This window comes from Serratia plymuthica NBRC 102599 (genome assembly GCF_001590925.1).
Lineage (GTDB): Bacteria > Pseudomonadota > Gammaproteobacteria > Enterobacterales > Enterobacteriaceae > Serratia > Serratia plymuthica.
The window spans coordinates 12,527-29,290 of sequence record NZ_BCTU01000018.1 but is presented as its reverse complement, the minus strand read 5'-3'; the positions used below and the strand labels follow the sequence as shown (position 1 = coordinate 29,290).

General features: G+C 60.9%; 17 protein-coding genes. 11 read left to right on the top strand and 6 right to left on the bottom strand.

The features are described 5' to 3' along the window. The 6 genes from flhA to hypA all read right to left on the bottom strand — a co-directional run. Window positions 1-1,936: formate hydrogenlyase transcriptional activator FlhA (gene flhA, locus SPL01S_RS13135; RefSeq protein WP_063200383.1), on the bottom strand; the 1,936-nt coding region annotated here is incomplete at its 3' end. A gap of 114 nt (window positions 1,937-2,050) precedes the next feature. Continuing rightward, a complete protein-coding gene (hypE, locus tag SPL01S_RS13130; RefSeq protein ID WP_062868684.1) occupies window positions 2,051-3,067 on the bottom strand; it encodes a hydrogenase expression/formation protein HypE in 1,017 nt (338 codons plus the stop codon). After that, window positions 3,064-4,191, bottom strand: a complete 1,128-nt coding sequence (gene hypD, locus SPL01S_RS13125; RefSeq protein WP_063200380.1) for a hydrogenase formation protein HypD — start codon at window positions 4,189-4,191, stop codon at window positions 3,064-3,066. The genes hypE and hypD overlap by 4 nt, the downstream gene beginning before the upstream one ends. Beyond that, window positions 4,178-4,471, bottom strand: coding sequence for a HypC/HybG/HupF family hydrogenase formation chaperone (locus SPL01S_RS13120; protein WP_062868686.1), 294 nt, complete (start codon window positions 4,469-4,471; stop codon window positions 4,178-4,180). The genes hypD and SPL01S_RS13120 overlap by 14 nt, the downstream gene beginning before the upstream one ends. After that, window positions 4,462-5,265 carry a hydrogenase nickel incorporation protein HypB gene (gene hypB / locus SPL01S_RS13115; RefSeq protein WP_063200377.1) on the bottom strand — a complete coding sequence of 268 codons (804 nt, stop codon included), beginning with the start codon at window positions 5,263-5,265 and terminating at the stop codon, window positions 4,462-4,464. Before hypB ends, SPL01S_RS13120 begins: the two co-directional genes overlap by 10 nt. 18 nt (window positions 5,266-5,283) lie before the next feature. Continuing rightward, on the bottom strand, window positions 5,284-5,628 hold the full coding sequence (gene hypA, locus SPL01S_RS13110; protein ID WP_004948123.1) for a hydrogenase maturation nickel metallochaperone HypA: 345 nt from the start codon (window positions 5,626-5,628) through the stop codon (window positions 5,284-5,286). 252 nt (window positions 5,629-5,880) lie between these two features. Between hypA and hycA the strand changes: the two genes are divergently transcribed. The 11 genes from hycA (at window position 5,881) to fdhF (ending at window position 16,659) form a co-directional block, all read left to right on the top strand. Next, entirely contained in the window at window positions 5,881-6,348 is a 468-nt protein-coding gene (hycA, locus tag SPL01S_RS13105; protein WP_062868689.1) for a formate hydrogenlyase regulator HycA, read from the top strand. A gap of 89 nt (window positions 6,349-6,437) precedes the next feature. Continuing rightward, on the top strand, window positions 6,438-7,055 hold the full coding sequence (locus SPL01S_RS13100) for a 4Fe-4S dicluster domain-containing protein (protein ID WP_006328064.1): 618 nt from the start codon (window positions 6,438-6,440) through the stop codon (window positions 7,053-7,055). Then, complete coding sequence (locus tag SPL01S_RS13095; RefSeq protein WP_063200374.1) at window positions 7,052-8,926, top strand: proton-conducting transporter transmembrane domain-containing protein; 1,875 nt, start codon at window positions 7,052-7,054, stop codon at window positions 8,924-8,926. The genes SPL01S_RS13100 and SPL01S_RS13095 overlap by 4 nt, the downstream gene beginning before the upstream one ends. A gap of 10 nt (window positions 8,927-8,936) precedes the next feature. Continuing rightward, on the top strand, window positions 8,937-9,872 hold the full coding sequence (locus SPL01S_RS13090) for a respiratory chain complex I subunit 1 family protein (RefSeq protein ID WP_063200371.1): 936 nt from the start codon (window positions 8,937-8,939) through the stop codon (window positions 9,870-9,872). An 18-nt stretch (window positions 9,873-9,890) separates the two neighbouring features. Beyond that, on the top strand, window positions 9,891-11,594 hold the full coding sequence (locus SPL01S_RS13085) for a hydrogenase large subunit (RefSeq protein WP_063200368.1): 1,704 nt from the start codon (window positions 9,891-9,893) through the stop codon (window positions 11,592-11,594). 12 nt (window positions 11,595-11,606) lie between these two features. Further along, window positions 11,607-12,140 carry a formate hydrogenlyase complex iron-sulfur subunit gene (locus SPL01S_RS13080; protein WP_062868693.1) on the top strand — a complete coding sequence of 178 codons (534 nt, stop codon included), beginning with the start codon at window positions 11,607-11,609 and terminating at the stop codon, window positions 12,138-12,140. Next, window positions 12,137-12,934: an NADH-quinone oxidoreductase subunit B family protein gene (locus SPL01S_RS13075; RefSeq protein WP_063200365.1), complete on the top strand. Its 798-nt coding sequence runs from the start codon at window positions 12,137-12,139 to the stop codon at window positions 12,932-12,934. Before SPL01S_RS13080 ends, SPL01S_RS13075 begins: the two co-directional genes overlap by 4 nt. Further along, entirely contained in the window at window positions 12,931-13,344 is a 414-nt protein-coding gene (locus tag SPL01S_RS13070) for a formate hydrogenlyase maturation HycH family protein (protein WP_063200362.1), read from the top strand. Before SPL01S_RS13075 ends, SPL01S_RS13070 begins: the two co-directional genes overlap by 4 nt. Next, complete coding sequence (gene hycI / locus SPL01S_RS13065; protein ID WP_063200359.1) at window positions 13,337-13,807, top strand: hydrogenase maturation peptidase HycI; 471 nt, start codon at window positions 13,337-13,339, stop codon at window positions 13,805-13,807. The genes SPL01S_RS13070 and hycI overlap by 8 nt, the downstream gene beginning before the upstream one ends. A 141-nt stretch (window positions 13,808-13,948) precedes the next feature. Next, window positions 13,949-14,491 carry an electron transport protein HydN gene (gene hydN, locus SPL01S_RS13060; RefSeq protein ID WP_020439812.1) on the top strand — a complete coding sequence of 181 codons (543 nt, stop codon included), beginning with the start codon at window positions 13,949-13,951 and terminating at the stop codon, window positions 14,489-14,491. 11 nt (window positions 14,492-14,502) lie between these two features. Further along, window positions 14,503-16,659: a formate dehydrogenase subunit alpha gene (fdhF, locus tag SPL01S_RS13055; protein ID WP_020439813.1), complete on the top strand. Its 2,157-nt coding sequence runs from the start codon at window positions 14,503-14,505 to the stop codon at window positions 16,657-16,659. The last annotated feature ends 105 nt before the right edge of the window (window positions 16,660-16,764 follow it).

The following is a 16,764-nucleotide window of genomic DNA, read 5'->3' as shown; positions in this document are numbered from 1 at the left end:
GTTGATATTCATCTTCACCCGCTATTACCGGCGGTGGCACTGCGATTGGCGCGATGGAAGGCTGCGCATATTGCAGCTCCGGCAGTTGCAGATTAAGCACCGTGCCCCGCGTCAGCAATATTGCCCGTTCAATGACGTTTTCCAGTTCGCGCACGTTGCCCGGCCACGGCATTTGGCTCAGCATGCGCAGCGTTTCGGCCGGAATGCTGTCGATGGTGCGTTTCATGCGCCGTGCAATCTTGTAGGTAAGAAATTTCACCAGTTGCGGAATGTCCTCAGGTCGCTCGCGCAGCGGCGGAATGAGTATCGGGAAGACATTGAGCCGGTAATAGAGGTCGCTGCGGAATTCGCGGTCGGCGACCATTTGCTGCAGATCGCGGTTGGTGGCGGCGATCAAACGCACATCGACGGAAAGCAGCTTGTTGCCGCCAACCCGCTCAAACTCGCGCTCCTGAAGCACGCGCAGCAATTTAGGCTGCGACTCGACAGGGATTTCCCCCACCTCGTCCAAAAACAGCGTGCCTTTGTCCGCCAGCTCGAAACGCCCCATACGCTGGGTGCTGGCACCGGTAAACGCGCCCTTTTCATGGCCGAACAGATCGCTTTCCAACAACCCGGCCGGCATCACCGCGCAGTTCATCTTCACCATCCGCTGATCGCGGCGCTCGCTCAAATTGTGAATGGCGCGGGCAATCAACTCTTTTCCGGTGCCGGTTTCGCCGAGGATCAATACCGAACAGTCGCTTTTCGCTACCATTTCCACCTGTTGCAGCACCCTGGACATCACCGTGCTGCGGCCCACGATCTCACTGAAATCCGGATTGTTGTCATTAATCTGTTCGGTCAGATACAGATTTTCATGCACCAAACTCTCTTTCAGGCGGCTGATTTCCTGATAGGCCAACGCGTTATCGACCGCAATGGCGATACGCTCGGCGATCTGCTGCAACACCCGCAAGTTGGCGGCATTGAAGTTATCCGGCTGGCATTGTGCCAGCTTCAGCACGCCGAGGGTTTTCTGGCCGAAAATCAGCGGCAGCACGCACAGCGTCTGAATTTGCTCATGCCACAGATCAAACAGCTGCCGTTCATACTCGGCCAGCGGATCCGAGTGTTTCAGATTCAGCAGCAGCATTTCGCCGCTCTGCATCACTTTTTCCGACAGCGTGCCGGCCAGGGGTACGCTGTATTGCTGACGTTTAGCCACGTTATCTTGCAGATAATGGGTGGCGTAGATCGTCACGCGATCGTCACGATCGCCCGGCAGTACAATGCTGATGGCATCGGTTTTGAAGAAACGGTGGATCTCGCTGGAGATCTCGCCAATCAGATCGTCCAGATCCAGCTTGGACAGCACCGCATTGGTGACATCCACCAGCACGCGGAAATCATCGCGCTCATGACGTAACTGGCGCTGCTGACGCTCGGCGGTTTCGCGCAGCTGTACCTGCTCTACCGCCAGCGCCGTCAACTCCATCAGGGTGGCCAGTGAGCCAAGCGCCGCATCGCTGAACGCTTTGCCGTCGTTACGCGACAGTTCGCAACCGCCAAGCAGCTGCCCGCTGGCACGCAGCGGCATCAGGCAGTAATGGCTGAGCGGCGGATACAGCGCCAACATCGCCAACTGCGGATAGCGCTGGTGCAGATCGGCGCCACACAGGCGCAGCGGCTGCGCATTCTCGCGTAATAACGCGATCGGCCCATTGGCCAACAGCGTTTCATCCTGATAGTTCAGCGGCTGCCCATTCCCGTCCTGCCCGTGGAAACTGACTCGCGCGCTGTTCGGGTGCAGCAACACCAGCGCCACGTCGTCCGCCAGCCGCCAGCGCCGGACGATCTGTTGCAGTTGGATCAGCACATCGCCATAGCCGCGCTGGCTGAACAACAAGCGGGTAATTTCCAGCAGTTCCTGTTTTTCTATGCTTGCATTCGACATTGACCATCACTCTGCCGGTTAAGGCATCCGGTTGCGGTAATTGAATTTTTTTATTTTTATGTGAGCTACGGCGCAAAGTTTACTGCTGACCGGCGACCGCTTCCCCCGACCGGATCAACAAATGCGAGGTAAAGGCTCGGCATGCGGCAAATCGAGCAACCGGCTGATGCCATAGGCTCCGCGCAGCCGTACCTGTGTGGCACCGTCGGTCACCCGGCCGATCACCGCCGCATCCGCGCCCAACGGGTGCCCCTGCAACGCAGCCAATACCGCAGGAACCGCCGCCTGCGCCACCGCCAGCACCAGTTTGCCTTCATTGGCGAAGTTAATCGCGTCCAGCCCCAGGAGTTCGCAAACGCCGCGCACCGCCGGTTTTACCGGCAGACGCTGCTCGTCGATGTCGATACCGAAACCGCAGGCAGCGGCGTATTCGTGCAGTATGGCGTTCACGCCGCCGCGGGTGGCGTCGCGCAATGCGTGTACGCCGTCAATCGCCCGCAATGGCGCAATCAACGGCGTCAGCACCGCACAATCGCTGGTGATGTCCATCGCCATACCAAGCTGTTCGCGCAGGTTGAGAATGGTGGCACCGTGGTCGCCCAGGGTGCCACTGACGATGATCGCGTCATCGGCTTGAATGCGCTGCGCCGACCACTCGATGTTCTGCGGGATCACGCCAATGCCGGCGGTGTTGATAAACAACTTGTCCGCCGCGCCGCGCTGCACCACTTTGGTATCGCCGGTCACGATCTGAATGCCGGCCTCGCGGGCGGTTGCCGCCATCGACTCCACCACCCGCGTCAATTCCGCCAGCGGCAGCCCTTCCTCCAAAATAAAGCCGCAGGACAGGTAGCGCGGCGTCGCCCCGCTGACCGCCAGATCGTTGGCGGTGCCGCATACCGCCAGCTTGCCGATATCGCCGCCGGGGAAAAACAGCGGATCTATAACGTAGCTGTCGGTGGTAAACGCCAGCCGATCGCCCTGCCGCATTAACGACGCCAACGCGATGCGCGCCTGATCTTCACGCTGTTCCAACTGTGGGTTGGCGAAGGCGGGCAGGAAAAGCGATTCCAGCAGTTGCTGCATAGCTTTGCCGCCGCTGCCGTGTGCCAGGCTAATAACCGGATTCATGCGACGTTTTCCTCTGTTTCTCGACGATATTGATACCAGGCGGCACAAGCGCCTTCTGAAGACACCATCAGCGCGCCAAAGGCGTTTTGCGGCGTGCAGACACCGCCGAACAGCGGGCAATCGCGCGGTTTGCAGCGGCCGGTCAGCACCGCGCCGCAGCAGGCACGCGGGTCATCTGCCGCTTGCTGCGGCTGGGGCTGAAAGCGGCGTTCGGCGTCAAAATCGGCATAGGCGGCGCTCAGGCCGATGCCGGAATCGGCAATGGTGCCCAATCCGCGCCATTCGCTGCTGCCGCCGATCGCAAACACCTCCGCCATCGCCTGCTGCGCCAGCAGGTTGCCGCTTTGCGGCACCACCCGGCGATATTGGTTTTCGGTGCGGCTGCGCCCCTCGCAGAACTGGTCAATCAGCATCATTACGCCTTGCAGAATATCCAGCGGTTCAAAGCCGGTCACCACCAGGGGTTTATGATACTCGCCGCTGATAAAGCGGTAGGGATCGGTGCCGATGATCATGCTGACATGGCCCGGCGCCAGGAAACCGTCGATGCGTACCTCCGGCTGTTGCAGCAGGCTGCGCAAGGTCGGGATCAGGCTGATGTGCTGGCAGAAGACGCTGAAGTTCTGAATGCCCTCCAAACGCGCCTGTTGCAGCGTCACCGCAGTCACCGGCATGGTGGTTTCAAAACCGAGCGCGAAGAACACCACCTGCCGCTGCGGATTGGCGCGAGCCAGTTGCAGTGCGTCCAGCGGCGAATACACCACCCGCACATCGGCACCGCGTTCCCGCGCCTGCATCAATGACCCCTGCTTGCCCGGCACCCGCAGCGCGTCGCCAAAGGTGCAAAAAATCACCGCGGGGTTGGCGGCGATTTCATGGCAGGCGTCGATACGCCCCATCGGCAATACGCACACCGGGCAACCTGGCCCATGAATAAACTCCACCTGCGGCGGCAGCAGTTTATCCAGGCCAAAACGGAAAATGGCGTGCGTATGGCCACCGCACACTTCCATCAGTTGCAATGGACGTTCGGCGCTGAACGGCAGTTTCGCCGCGCGTTGCGCAATGCGCTGCAACAGGGATTTCACCAACTGCGGATCGCGGAATTCATCAACGTATTTCATCATTGCCTTCCCCCGCCATAAACAGCGCCACGTCGTTTTCCACTTCGCCCATCGCCTGTAACGCCGCCAGCATCTCAGCGGCTTCCCGTTCATCCAGCCGACTCAGGGCGAAACCGACGTGGATCAGCACCCAAGAGCCCAGCAGCGCCTCACGCGGCTGGCCGGCCTGGCACACCAATGCAATGTTGATTTCACGCCTGGCGCCGCACACCTCCGCCCACGCATGCTGCGAGTGCAGTGGGTCCAGCGCGACAACTCGCCCCGGAATGCCTATGCACATCGTTGCACCGCCAGCCAGTTCAGCCACTGATCCATGCCGTCGCCGCGAGTGGCGGACAGCGTGATGATTTCAATCTGCGGGTTGACCCGCCGGGCATTGGCGATGCAGGCGTCGAGATCAAAATCCAGATACGGCAGCAAATCGATCTTGTTCAGCAGCATCAGCCGCGCCGCCGCGAACATATGCGGATATTTCAGCGGCTTGTCCTCGCCTTCGGTCACCGACAGCACCGCCACCTTGTGCCGTTCGCCGAGATCAAACCCGGCCGGGCACACCAGGTTGCCGACGTTTTCGATAAACAGCAGGCTGTGGGGTTGCAGCGCCAGGCGGTGGGCAGCGTCATGCACCATCTGCGCGTCCAGGTGACACCCTTTGCCGGTATTGACCTGGATCGCCGCCACGCCGGTGGCGCGAATGCGTTCGGCGTCGTGGGTGGTTTGCTGATCGCCTTCTATCACCGCACACGGCACGCTATCGCGCAGCCGCAGCAGAGTTTGCGTCAGCAAGGTGGTTTTGCCGGAGCCGGGGCTGGACACCAGGTTCAGCGCCAGGATCTGTTGCGCGGCGAAATGTTCGCGATTGTGCGCCGCCAGGTGGTCATTCTTCGCCAGCACGTTGGTTTCGATTTCCAGCATGCGCCGCTGGCTGATGCCCGGCGCGTGGGTGCCGGCCGCGCCAAAGCCATAATGCAGATCGCCTTTCGGGTTCTGGCGCGGGCGGAACGGCACCCTGGTGGGCTGAACGTCACCTTCAATGGCCACTTCGCCCTCGGCGCAACCGCAAGTGCTACACATAAGCTTTCCCCTTTATGGTTATTCAATTTCCAGGCGTTTTATTTGTATGCCGTCGTCGGCCTGCACGCGCAGATTGTGGCCTTCGCAGTGCGGGCAGATGCGCACCTGCGGCAACGGCAAGGCCACTTCACATTGGCAGTCATGGCACCAGCTCAGCGCCTGCTGTTGCTGTAAATGCAGCGTGCAGCCTTCGGCCAGCGTGCCGCGGCACACCATGTCGAAACAGAAATGCAGCGCCTGCGCCTCGACGCAGGAATATGCGCCCACCTCGAGCCACACGGCGGTAATTCGCCGCGCCTGCTGTTGCTGCGCATGCTGCTGCATAATCTCCAGCGCGTAATGGCAAAGCGTTATTTCGTGCATGCTGTCTCCGGTAACGGCAATAAAACGTCCAACTGAAAATACCTGTGCAAATACGGTGCCAGTCAGGCGCCGACACATTTGTCGAGTGTCGATGTCATCGACAGTAAAAACCGTCATACAGCGTTAACTCACGCGTCAAATAATTCACCGTACCATTGAATTTAAAGTCATTAATTAAAACAAAACCAAGCTGGCACGATTTATGCCCTATTAGCGTTACCACAGGAAATGTCGACACAGCGGGTGACACAGATGAGCACAATAAATGAACTGACCAGCCAGGCCGATTATATCTCCGGCAAAAACAACCGGTTGATGGCGCAATGGCAGCATTACCACAACACGCTGGTCAAAGCGGTAACCACCACAAAACAGAGTATTAATCATGAGTTTATCTGCGGACAGGGTCAGGACATTCGCTTTACGCTGTTCAATCACTTCACCTTGCGCATTCAATTGAGCGACGGTTTTTACAGCCGAGATATCTGCTACAGCATTAATTTGGCCGCGCCAAACGAAGAGGAGAATTTCGCCCCTTTCGCTCACGCCACGCTGGATGAAAGCGGCCTGATTGACGGCCAAATCAATAACCGTGATAAGCCCGCGGTGCTAGAGCATTACCTGAATAAAATCGCCGTTATTTACCAATGCTTATTTGATTCGTTGCATGGCGACTGCGCCATTCATGAAGAATTGAAAAAAATTATTCTGCCGGCCTGAATAACGCCGTTTTATTACTGACAGCGACTGTCGAAACGTCATTTTTACTGTCGATTTCGTCAAAAGTGACGAAACCGCAAGGAGTGTGCATGAACCGCTTTCTTATTGCGGATGCCAAATTATGCATGGGTTGCAATACCTGCATGGCCAGTTGCGCGACCGAACACCGCCTGGCCGGGTTGCAAGCCTTGCCGCGTTTACGGGTGATGCGCAATGCGCGCGATTCCGCGCCGGTGATGTGCCGCCAGTGCGAAGACGCGCCCTGCGCGCAGGTTTGCCCGGTGAACGCGATAACGCATCAGGATAACGCCATCGTGCTGAACGAAAGCCTGTGCGTCAGTTGCAAACTGTGCGGCATCGCCTGCCCGTTTGGCGCCATTGGTTTTGGCGGCAGCGTGCCGCTGGCCATTCCCGGCGATTGCCAGACCGCGCTGGCACCGCCGCCCCCCGCCTCCGCCCGCCCGGTCAGCGCGTTTCTCGATTGCCAACCGGGGGTGCGCGCGGTGGCGGTGAAATGCGATTTGTGCGCCTTCAGCCCTGACGGCCCAGCGTGCATTCGCACCTGCCCGACCAACGCCATCCGGCTGGTTGCCGACCACGACGTGCGACAGGCCAGCGAACGAAAACGCCGCAATGCGATGCAGGCGTTAGCCGCCGAATTGCCGTTTGTCAGCCCTCCCGTCGCCCGCAAGGAGCCGAACCGATGATCACCGATTTTCTGCCCGACCCACTGCTGTTGCTGACGCTGTCACTGAGCGGTTCTCTGCTGTTGGCCGCACTGTGCTGGCTGCTGGCGATCTGGCCGCGTTTTTGCGCCGGCGTTTGCGGCATCGGCACGCTGCTGGTGTCGCTGGCCGCCACTGCGGCGGCCCTGCGCTGGCTGTTCACCACGCCTCATCCTGCCCGCCTGCCGTGGCTGCACTATGCGGTGGAGATCAGCGGCCTGAATGCGCTGTTGCTGCTGGTGATCGCACTGAGCAACCTGTTCGTGGGGCTGTACCTTTGCCATTGGCTGACGACGCTCAACGATCATAACCGCACTCGGCAGGGCAGCCTGATGCTGTTGATGCCCGCGGCGCTGAGCGCGGCCGTGATGGCGGACAATGCGCTGGCGCTGGTGCTGCTGCTGGAGTTGGCGGCGCTGTGCGGTTACTTCCTGATTGTTCGGCGGCAAGACGCCAAGAGCCAGCAGGCCGGCCACAGCCAATTTCTGCTGATGCGCTTCGGTACGCTGCTGCTGGTCGCCGCTTTTGCGTTGATCTACAGCCAGACCCACAGCCTGCAATTCAGCACCATGCGCGAGATAGCCTTGCCTTCGGCGCTGCGCAGCGGGGCATTTCTGCTGGCGCTGGCGGGGTTCGGCATTTACGCCGGCGTGATGCCGCTGCACGGCTGGGTGCCGCAAGCGCACAGTAGCGCGCCCGCCCCGGCGGCCTCGCTCTTTTCTTGCGCGCTGATGAAAGTCGGGCTGCTCGGCGTGATCAAAATCGGCATGGATCTGCTGGGCACACCGCCGCTGTGGTGGGGGTTGCTGGTGTTGCTGCTGGCGGCAGGCACCGCCTTTTTCGGCGGGCTGTATGCGCTGATGGAGCATGACCTGCGTCGGCTGCTGGCTTACCACACGCTGGAAAATATCGGCATCATCCTGCTCGGCATCGGCGGCGCAATGGTCGGCCTGGCGCTGCAATTGCCTGAACTGACCGCGCTGGCACTGATGGGCGGCCTGTTTCATCTGTGCAATCACAGCCTGTTTAAATCGGCATTGCTGCTTGCCTCCGGCGCTGTCGAACAGCAAACCGGGCTGAAAGACATGGAAAAAATGGGCGGACTGGCGCGGCTGATGCCGTGGACCTGCATCGCATTGCTGGTCGGGCTGGTGTCGATGGCGGCGCTGCCGCCGCTCAACGGTTTCGCCAGCGAGTGGTTGATTTATCAAGGCCTGTTCCAGTTCAGCGCCGCATCGGCCTTTGTCGGCCGGCTGCTTGGCCCGTTGCTGGCGGTGGCGTTGGCGATCACCGGCGCGTTGGCGGTGATGTGCGTCAGCAAAGTGTTTGGCGTGGTGTGCCTCGGTGCGCCGCGCTGTGAAGCCGCCGCCAACGCCCGGCCGGCGACGTGGCCGATGATGCTCAGCCATCTGCTGCCGGCCTTGCTGTGCCTGCTGTGCGGCATTGGCGCGCCGTGGCTGATCCCGCTGTTTGCCCGGCTGGCCGCCACCCTGACTCCGCAAGCGCCGCTCGGCGCACATCTGCTGGTTTCCCCGCCGCTGATCGCCATTTTGCTGTTGGCGATGCCGCTGCTGCCGTTGCTGATCGCTGCGATCTATCGTGGGAAACGCCAGGCGCGCCGCACGGGCGGTGAAGCCTGGGCCTGCGGCTACGGCCACGAAGCCTCGATGGTGATCACCGCCACCGGCTTCGCTCAGCCGCTGCGGGTGATGTTCGCGCCGCTGTACGCCCTGCGCCAAACCTTGCAACCGGCCGCCTTACAGCGCTGGCTGCATCGCGCGCCCCTCAACGCGTTTTGCCGTGGCGTCGCCGCCATCGAGCTGGAGGTGCTGCTGGTCGTGGCGCTGGCCTAAGGAGAACCTGATGACTTATCCCACTTTACTGATTGGCATCGTGCAGGCGTTGCTGCTGCTGGCCATCGCACCGCTGTTTGCCGGTGTCAGCCGCCAGTTGCGCGCCCGCCTCCACAGCCGCCGCGGGCCGGGCGTGTTGCAGGAATACCGCGACATCGCCAAGTTGCTCAAACGTCAATCCCTCGCCCCTGCGGCAGCGGGAATCGCCTTCCGCGCCATGCCTTATCTGCTGACCGGCACACTGCTGGCCATTGCCTGCGCGCTGCCGATGCTGTTGCAGATCTCTCCGCTGCCGGCAATCGGCGATGTCATCACGCTGATTTATCTGTTCGCCGTGGTGCGCTTCGTGTTTGCCATCGCCGGGCTGGATACCGGCAGCCCCTTCACCGCCATTGGCGCCAGCCGCGAAGCGGTGCTGGGCATTCTGGTGGAGCCGATTCTGCTGCTTGGCCTGTGGGTGGCGGCGCTGGTCGCCGGTTCAACCCAACTCAGCGCCATCAGCCAGTGCGTCGCGGATTGGCCGCTGTACGCCAGCGCGCCGCTGCTGTTGGCGTTGCTGGCCTGCGGTTTCGCCACCTTTATCGAAATGGGCAAATTGCCTTTCGACATGGCGGAAGCCGAACAGGAATTGCAGGAAGGCCCGCTGACCGAATACGCGGGTGCGGCGCTCGGCATGCTCAAGTGGGGCATCAACCTGAAGCAACTGGTGGTGCTGCAACTGTTTATCGGCGTGTTCGTGCCCTGGGGCCAGGCCACTGCGTTGACCCTGCCCGCGCTGGCGGCGGCGCTGGCGTTATCGCTGTGCAAGCTGCTGCTGGCGGTGGTGGCCGTCGCCGTCGTGGAAAACAGCGTCGCACGGCTGCGCTTTTTAAAAACCGCTCGCACCACCTGGGCCGGCTTCGGCCTGGCATTTTTGGCGCTGGTTTCCTGGCTGGTCGTCAGCTAATTCACAAGTAGGAACATCATGATTACTGAACATCTGGGCCAAGATTATCTGACGGCGCTGCAACGACAATTCCCGGCAGCCGTGCTGGCGGCAGAATGGCAAACCGCCGATCAGCTCACGGTAACGGTGAAGCTGAATGCGCTGCCGGAGGTGGTGGAATGGCTGTATTACCAGCAGGGCGGCTGGCTTTCGGTGCTGTTCGGCAACGACGAACGCACGTTGTGCGGCAGCTATGCGCTGTATTACGTGCTGTCGATGGAGCAAGGGGTCAAATGCTGGATCACCGTGCGCGCCGAAGTCGACGCCCAAACGCTGGAGTTCCCGTCGGTAACGCCACGGGTGCCGGCGGCGGTGTGGGGCGAGCGCGAAGTGCGGGACATGTACGGTTTGCGCCCGGTGGGGTTGCCGGATGAACGGCGTCTGGTGCTGCCGGACGACTGGCCGGATGACCTTTACCCGCTGCGTAAAGACGCGATGGATTACCGCCAGCGGCCGGCGCCGACCACCGACGTCGAAACCTATCCCTTTGTCAGCGAAGCCGGCACCAAAGCCAACGTGGTGCCGATTGGCCCGCTGCACATCACCTCGGACGAACCGGGCCATTTTCGCCTGTTCGTCGACGGTGAAGACATTATCGACGCCGATTATCGCCTGTTCTACGTCCATCGCGGCATGGAAAAACTGGCGGAAACGCGCATGGGTTATAACGAAGTGACCTTCCTGTCCGACCGGGTTTGCGGTATCTGCGGCTTTACCCACAGCGTGGCGTACACCAGCTCGGTGGAGAACGCCATGGGCATTCAGGTGCCGGAACGGGCGCAAATGATCCGCTCGATCCTGCTGGAGGTGGAACGGCTGCACAGCCACCTGCTCAACCTCGGCCTGGCTTGCCATTTCGTCGGTTTCGACAGCGGCTTCATGCAGTTTTTCCGCGTGCGCGAGAAATCGATGAAGATGGCGGAAATCCTCACCGGTGCGCGCAAAACCTACGGCCTGAATCTGATTGGCGGCATTCGGCGCGACATCTTGAAAGACGACATGCTGCAAACCCTGCGGCTGGCGGCAGAGATGCGCAGCGAGCTCAAGGATCTGGTGGATATTCTGCTCAGCACGCCGAATACCGAGCAGCGCAGCGTCGGCGTCGGCCGGCTTGATCCGCAGATCGCGCGCGATTACAGCAACGTCGGGCCGATGCTGCGCGGCAGCGGCCACCGCCGAGATACCCGTCTCGATCATCCGTTCGCCGGTTACGCCAAGCTGCCGGTGGAACTGTGCGTCGAAACCGGCTGCGACGTGTATTCGCGCCTGAAGGTGCGTATTCACGAAGTGTTCAACTCGCTCGGCATCATCGAATTCGGCCTGCAATGCCTGCCCGCCGGGCCGCTGGCGGTGGAAGGCTTTACCTATATGCCGCACAAGTTCGCGCTGGGCTTTGCCGAAGCGCCGCGCGGCGACGACATTCACTGGAGCATGACCGGCGACAATCAGAAACTGTTCCGCTGGCGCTGCCGCGCCGCCACCTACGCCAACTGGCCGACGCTGCGCTTTATGCTGCGCGGCAATACCGTTTCCGACGCCCCGCTGATCATCGGCAGCCTCGATCCCTGCTATTCCTGCACCGACCGCATGACCATAGTCGATATCCGCAAACGCAAGTCTGTCGTGGTGCCGTACAAGGAAATCGAGCGCTACGGCATCGAGCGGAAAAACGCACCGTTTTAAGGGGACGACACCATGCTGAAACTGATTAAAAAAGTGCTGAAAACCGGCAATGCCACGGTGGCCTACCCGGCGCAGCCGCTGGCGGTGGACGCCAATTTTCGCGGCAAGCCGGAGTATACCCCGCAGCAATGCATCGCCTGCGGCGCCTGCGCCAATGCCTGCCCGTCCAACGCGCTGACCATGGAAACCGATGTCGAAAACGGCGTGATCCGTTGGCAGTTCTTTTTGGGCCGCTGCATTTTCTGCGCCCGCTGCGAAGAAGTCTGCCCGACGACCGCCCTTCGCCTGTCGAACCAGTTCGAACTGGCGGTGTGGCGCAAAGAAGATCTGCTCGAAAGCGCCGATTTCGCCCTCTGCCACTGCCGCCAATGCGGCAAGGCTTATGCCCCGCAGAAAGAAATCGATTACGCCCTGGCGCTGCTCGAACTCGGCGAGCAGCGCCGCGAACAGTTCGAAACCTGCCCCGCCTGCAAACAGCTGCAAAGCCTGACCCAGGCCGACCGTATCGACGTCGGCCGCCATTTGACCCGGGAGGTCGCCCAATGAACCAGACGCTGATTGGCCCGCGTGACGCCAACGGGCAGCCGGTGCCGATAACTCTCGACGACAGCATCGCCCAGCTAAAAACCACCTTGCTGAAAGACATCCGCCGCTCCGCCTATGTCTATCGCGTTGACTGCGGCGGCTGCAACGGCTGTGAGATCGAGATTTTCGCCGCTATTTCGCCGCTGTTCGACGCCGAACGCTTCGGTATTAAAGTGGTACCCTCACCGCGCCATGCCGACATTTTGCTGTTCACCGGCGCGGTCACCCGTGCGATGCGCATCCCGGCGATCCGCGCCTGGCAGGCCTCGCCGGATCCGAAAATCTGCATTTCCTACGGTGCCTGCGGCAACAGCGGCGGCATTTTCCACGACTTGTACTGCGTGTGGGGCGGTACCGACCGCATCGTACCGGTTGACGTGTATATCCCCGGCTGCCCGCCGACGCCCGCCGCCACGATTTACGGCTTCGCCATGGCTCTCGGCCTGCTCGAACAGAAAATCCACCGCCAACAGCATGATGAAACCGAAGGCGAGGCCACCGCGCTGCTGCACCCGCAACTGCCGCAGCCGCTGCGCGTGGCGGTGGATCGCGAAGCACGGCGCCTGGCCGGGTATCGCTACGGTCGGCAAATCGCCGATCACTTCCTGCAACTGCTGGCCGTCACCGACACGCAAACGGCGGAACAGCGCGTGGCGGCGTATTTGCAACGGCAAGACGACCCGCGCCTGACGGAGATCGTCGGTCATCTGTTGGCCCTTTATCAGCGCGTACAGCAAGGGGAGTTACGGCTATGAGCGCGGTCTGCCACGTGACGTTTTATTCCCTCAGCCGCAAGTTCGTGCAGGAAAAGAAAGCGCCCCCCAAGGCGCAGGAAGTGATCTATTACAGCCTGGCGATCGGCCATCACCTGGGGGTGATCGACTGTCTGGAGGCCAGGCTCGATTGCCCGCTGGCGGCGTTTCGCGACTGGATTGCGCACCTGCCGGCCGAGGGTGCCGCCAGGCGCAAACTGGCCGGCGTCGAACGCTTTGGCGAAATCTGCATCGACAGCAGCCACACCCATTTGCTGGCCAGCGCGCTGAGCCGCGCCGCCGGGCAAATGACGCCGCAGCAACAAAACTGGAGCCAACGGTTAATCGCCCTGTTGCAGTCCATCGAAAACGAACCGGCGATTTATCTGATGGTCAGGAGGCACCATGGATAGCGTTTTGTTATGTGTCGGCAATTGCCTGATGGGCGACGACGGCGCCGGCCCGCTGCTGGCGGAACTGTGCCAGGCAGCCCCGCCCGCCGGCTGGACGGTGATCGACGGCGGCGCGGCGCCGGAGAATGACATTCACGCCATTCGCCAACTGCGGCCACAGCGGCTGGTGATCGTCGACGCTACCGACATGGGGCTGGCACCGGGCGAAACCCGGGTGATAGATCCGGCGGATATCGCCGAAATGTTCATCATGACCACCCACAACATGCCGCTCAGCTTCCTGATCGACCAACTGCGTGCCGACATACCGGACATTACCTTCATCGGCATTCAACCGGAGGTGGTGGCGTTTTACTACCCCATAGGCCCGGCAGTGCAGCAGGCGGTGAAAACCCTGCATCAGCGCCTGGGTCACTGGCAGACCCACGGCGGCTATTCGACATTAACCGTGACGACGGCCTGACATCGTCATCGTCATTTTTGTCGGCTCGCTCGTCACCAAAAAAACTAACCTTTTGTTTTTATTGTTATTAGTGGATTGGCACGCTTTATGTATAGACCTTGTCATACCGCCACCGCCAACCCCGTAAACCAGGAGTTCCTGATGAACCGGTTCATCATCGCCGATCCGAAGAAATGCATCGGCTGCCGTACCTGCGAAATCGCCTGCGTCATGGCGCACAGCGCCACCCAGGACATTTCGGCGTTGACCGCCGCCACCTTCGCCCCACGGCTACACGTGATTAAAGGCGTTAACGTCAGTACCGCCGTGTTATGCCGCCAGTGCGAAGACGCGCCCTGCGCCAACGTCTGTCCCAACGGTGCCATCAGCCGCCAAAACGGCATGGTGCTGGTGATGCAGGAACGCTGCATCGGCTGCAAAACCTGCGTGGTGGCCTGCCCCTACGGCGCCATGGAGGTGATCACCCGCCCGGTGATCCGCCAGAACGGCGCGCAACTGACGGCCATCAGCGACAAAGCCGAAGCCCACAAGTGCGATTTGTGCACCGGTCGCGCCGCCGGCCCGGCCTGTATGGAAACCTGCCCCACCAAAGCGCTGCACTGCGTTGACCGCAATTTGTTGCAGGAAATGAACGCCGAGAAACGCCGCCGTGCCGCGCTCGACAACCTGTCGTCTCTGTTTTAGGAGCTGAACCAATGAAAAAAATCACGACCGTCTGCCCTTACTGTGGCGCAGGCTGCAAAATGAAACTGGTGGTGGATAACGGTAAAATCCTTCGCGCAGAAGCCGCCGACGGCGCAACCAATCAGGGCGAACTGTGCCTGAAGGGTTACTACGGCTGGGACTTCCTCAACGATACCAAGCTGCTGACGCCGCGCCTGACGCAACCGCTGATCCGCCGTGAAAAAGGCGGCAAGTTTGAAGCGGTCAGTTGGGACGAAGCCATCCGCTACACCGCGCAGCGGCTGAAAGCCATCAAGCAGCAACACGGCGCACGCGCCATTATGCACACCGGCTCCTCACGCGGTACCGGCAACGAAACCAACTATGTGATGCAGAAGTTCGCCCGCGCGGTGATCGGCAACAATAACGTCGACTGCTGCGCCCGCGTCTGTCACGGCCCGTCGGTCGCCGGTTTGCAAGCCACGCTGGGCAACGGCGCGATGAGCAACTCGATCGGCGATATCGAAAACTCCAAATGTTTACTGATCATCGGCTACAACTGCGCCGACTCGCACCCGATCGTCGCCCGTCGGGTCTTGAAAGCCAAAGAGAAAGGCGCGCAAATCGTGGTCTGCGATCCGCGCCGTATTGAAACCGCGCGCATCGCCGATCAGCATCTGCAAATCAATAACGGCTGCAATATGGCGCTGGTTAACGCCTTCGGCCACGTGCTGATCGAAGAAAACCTGTATGACCGCGATTATGTGGCGAAATACACCGAAGGCTTCGACGCCTATCGCCAGCAAGTGGCCGATTACGCGCCGGAAACGGTGGAACAACTGACCGGCGTCAGCGCCCAGCAAATCCGTCAGGCGATGCGCACCTACGCCAGCGCCCCTTCCGCCACCATCATGTGGGGCATGGGCGTCACCCAGTTCGGCCAGGCGGTGGATGTGGTCAAAGGGCTGGCCAGCCTGGCGCTGTTGACCGGTAACCTCGGGCGCGCCAACGTCGGCGTCGGCCCGGTGCGCGGCCAGAACAACGTCCAGGGCGCCTGCGACATGGGCGTGCTGCCAAACGAATTCCCCGGCTATCAATCCGTTACCGACCCTGCCGTCCGCGCCAAATTCGCCGCCGCCTGGGGCATTGACGCCGCCGGTATGGATCCGGATATCGGTTATCGCATCACCGAAGTGCCGCACCTGGTGCACGAAGGCAAAGTGAAAGCCTATTACATCATGGGGGAAGATCCGTTACAGACCGAAGCCGATCTCAGCCTGGTGCGCAGCGCGTTCGATGCGCTTGAGTTTATCGTGGTGCAAGACATCTTCATGACCAAAACCGCCGAACAAGCGGACGTGATCCTGCCATCCACCTCCTGGGGCGAGCACGGCGGCGTGTTCTCGTGCGCCGATCGCGGTTTCCAGCGTTTCGAAAAAGCCATCGAACCGCAGTACAACGTCAAGCGCGACTGGGAAATCATCAGCCTGCTGGCGACCGAACTGGGCTATCCGATGCATTACGAAGACAACCAGCAAATCTGGGATGAAATGCGCGAGCTGTGCCCGCTGTTTTACGGCGCGACCTACGAAAAAATGGGCGAGCTCGGCCACATTCAATGGCCTTGCACCACGCTCGACAGCCCAGGCACGCCGTATTTGTATCAGGGCAATCAATTCACCACCCCGTCCGGCAAGGGGCAGCTGTTCGCCACCACCTGGCGCGCCCCGGCAGAAGTACCGGACGCCGCTTATCCGCTGGTGCTGTGTACGGTGCGTGAAGTCGGCCACTACTCCTGCCGCTCGATGACCGGTAACTGCGCCGCCTTGCAAACCCTGGCGGACGAACCGGGCTTCGTGCAAATCAACCCGCAAGACGCCGCCGCTCTGGGCATTGGCGATCAGCAACTGGTGTGGGTCGCCTCGCGGCGCGGCAAGGTGATCTCCCGCGCCAACTACAACGAGCGCATTAACCTGGGCGCGGTGTACATGACCTATCAGTGGTGGATTGGCGCCTGCAATGAATTGACGCAGGAAAACCTCGATCCGATATCCAAAACGCCGGAAACCAAGTACTGCGCGGTCAAGCTCGAAGCGATTGGCGATCAAAACTGGGCGGAAAACTACGCCAGCCAAAGCTACAGCGACATGAAAGCCCGCCTGCGCAGGGCGGTGGAAGACGTGATGTGACCGTTAGCCAAACCGGGACGAACCTGTTCGTCCCAGATAGCTGACCAAGCCCGTTATTAGGGAGAGCGTGCCGAAGGGGTCGTAACGGCCTTGGCCGTCGACCAA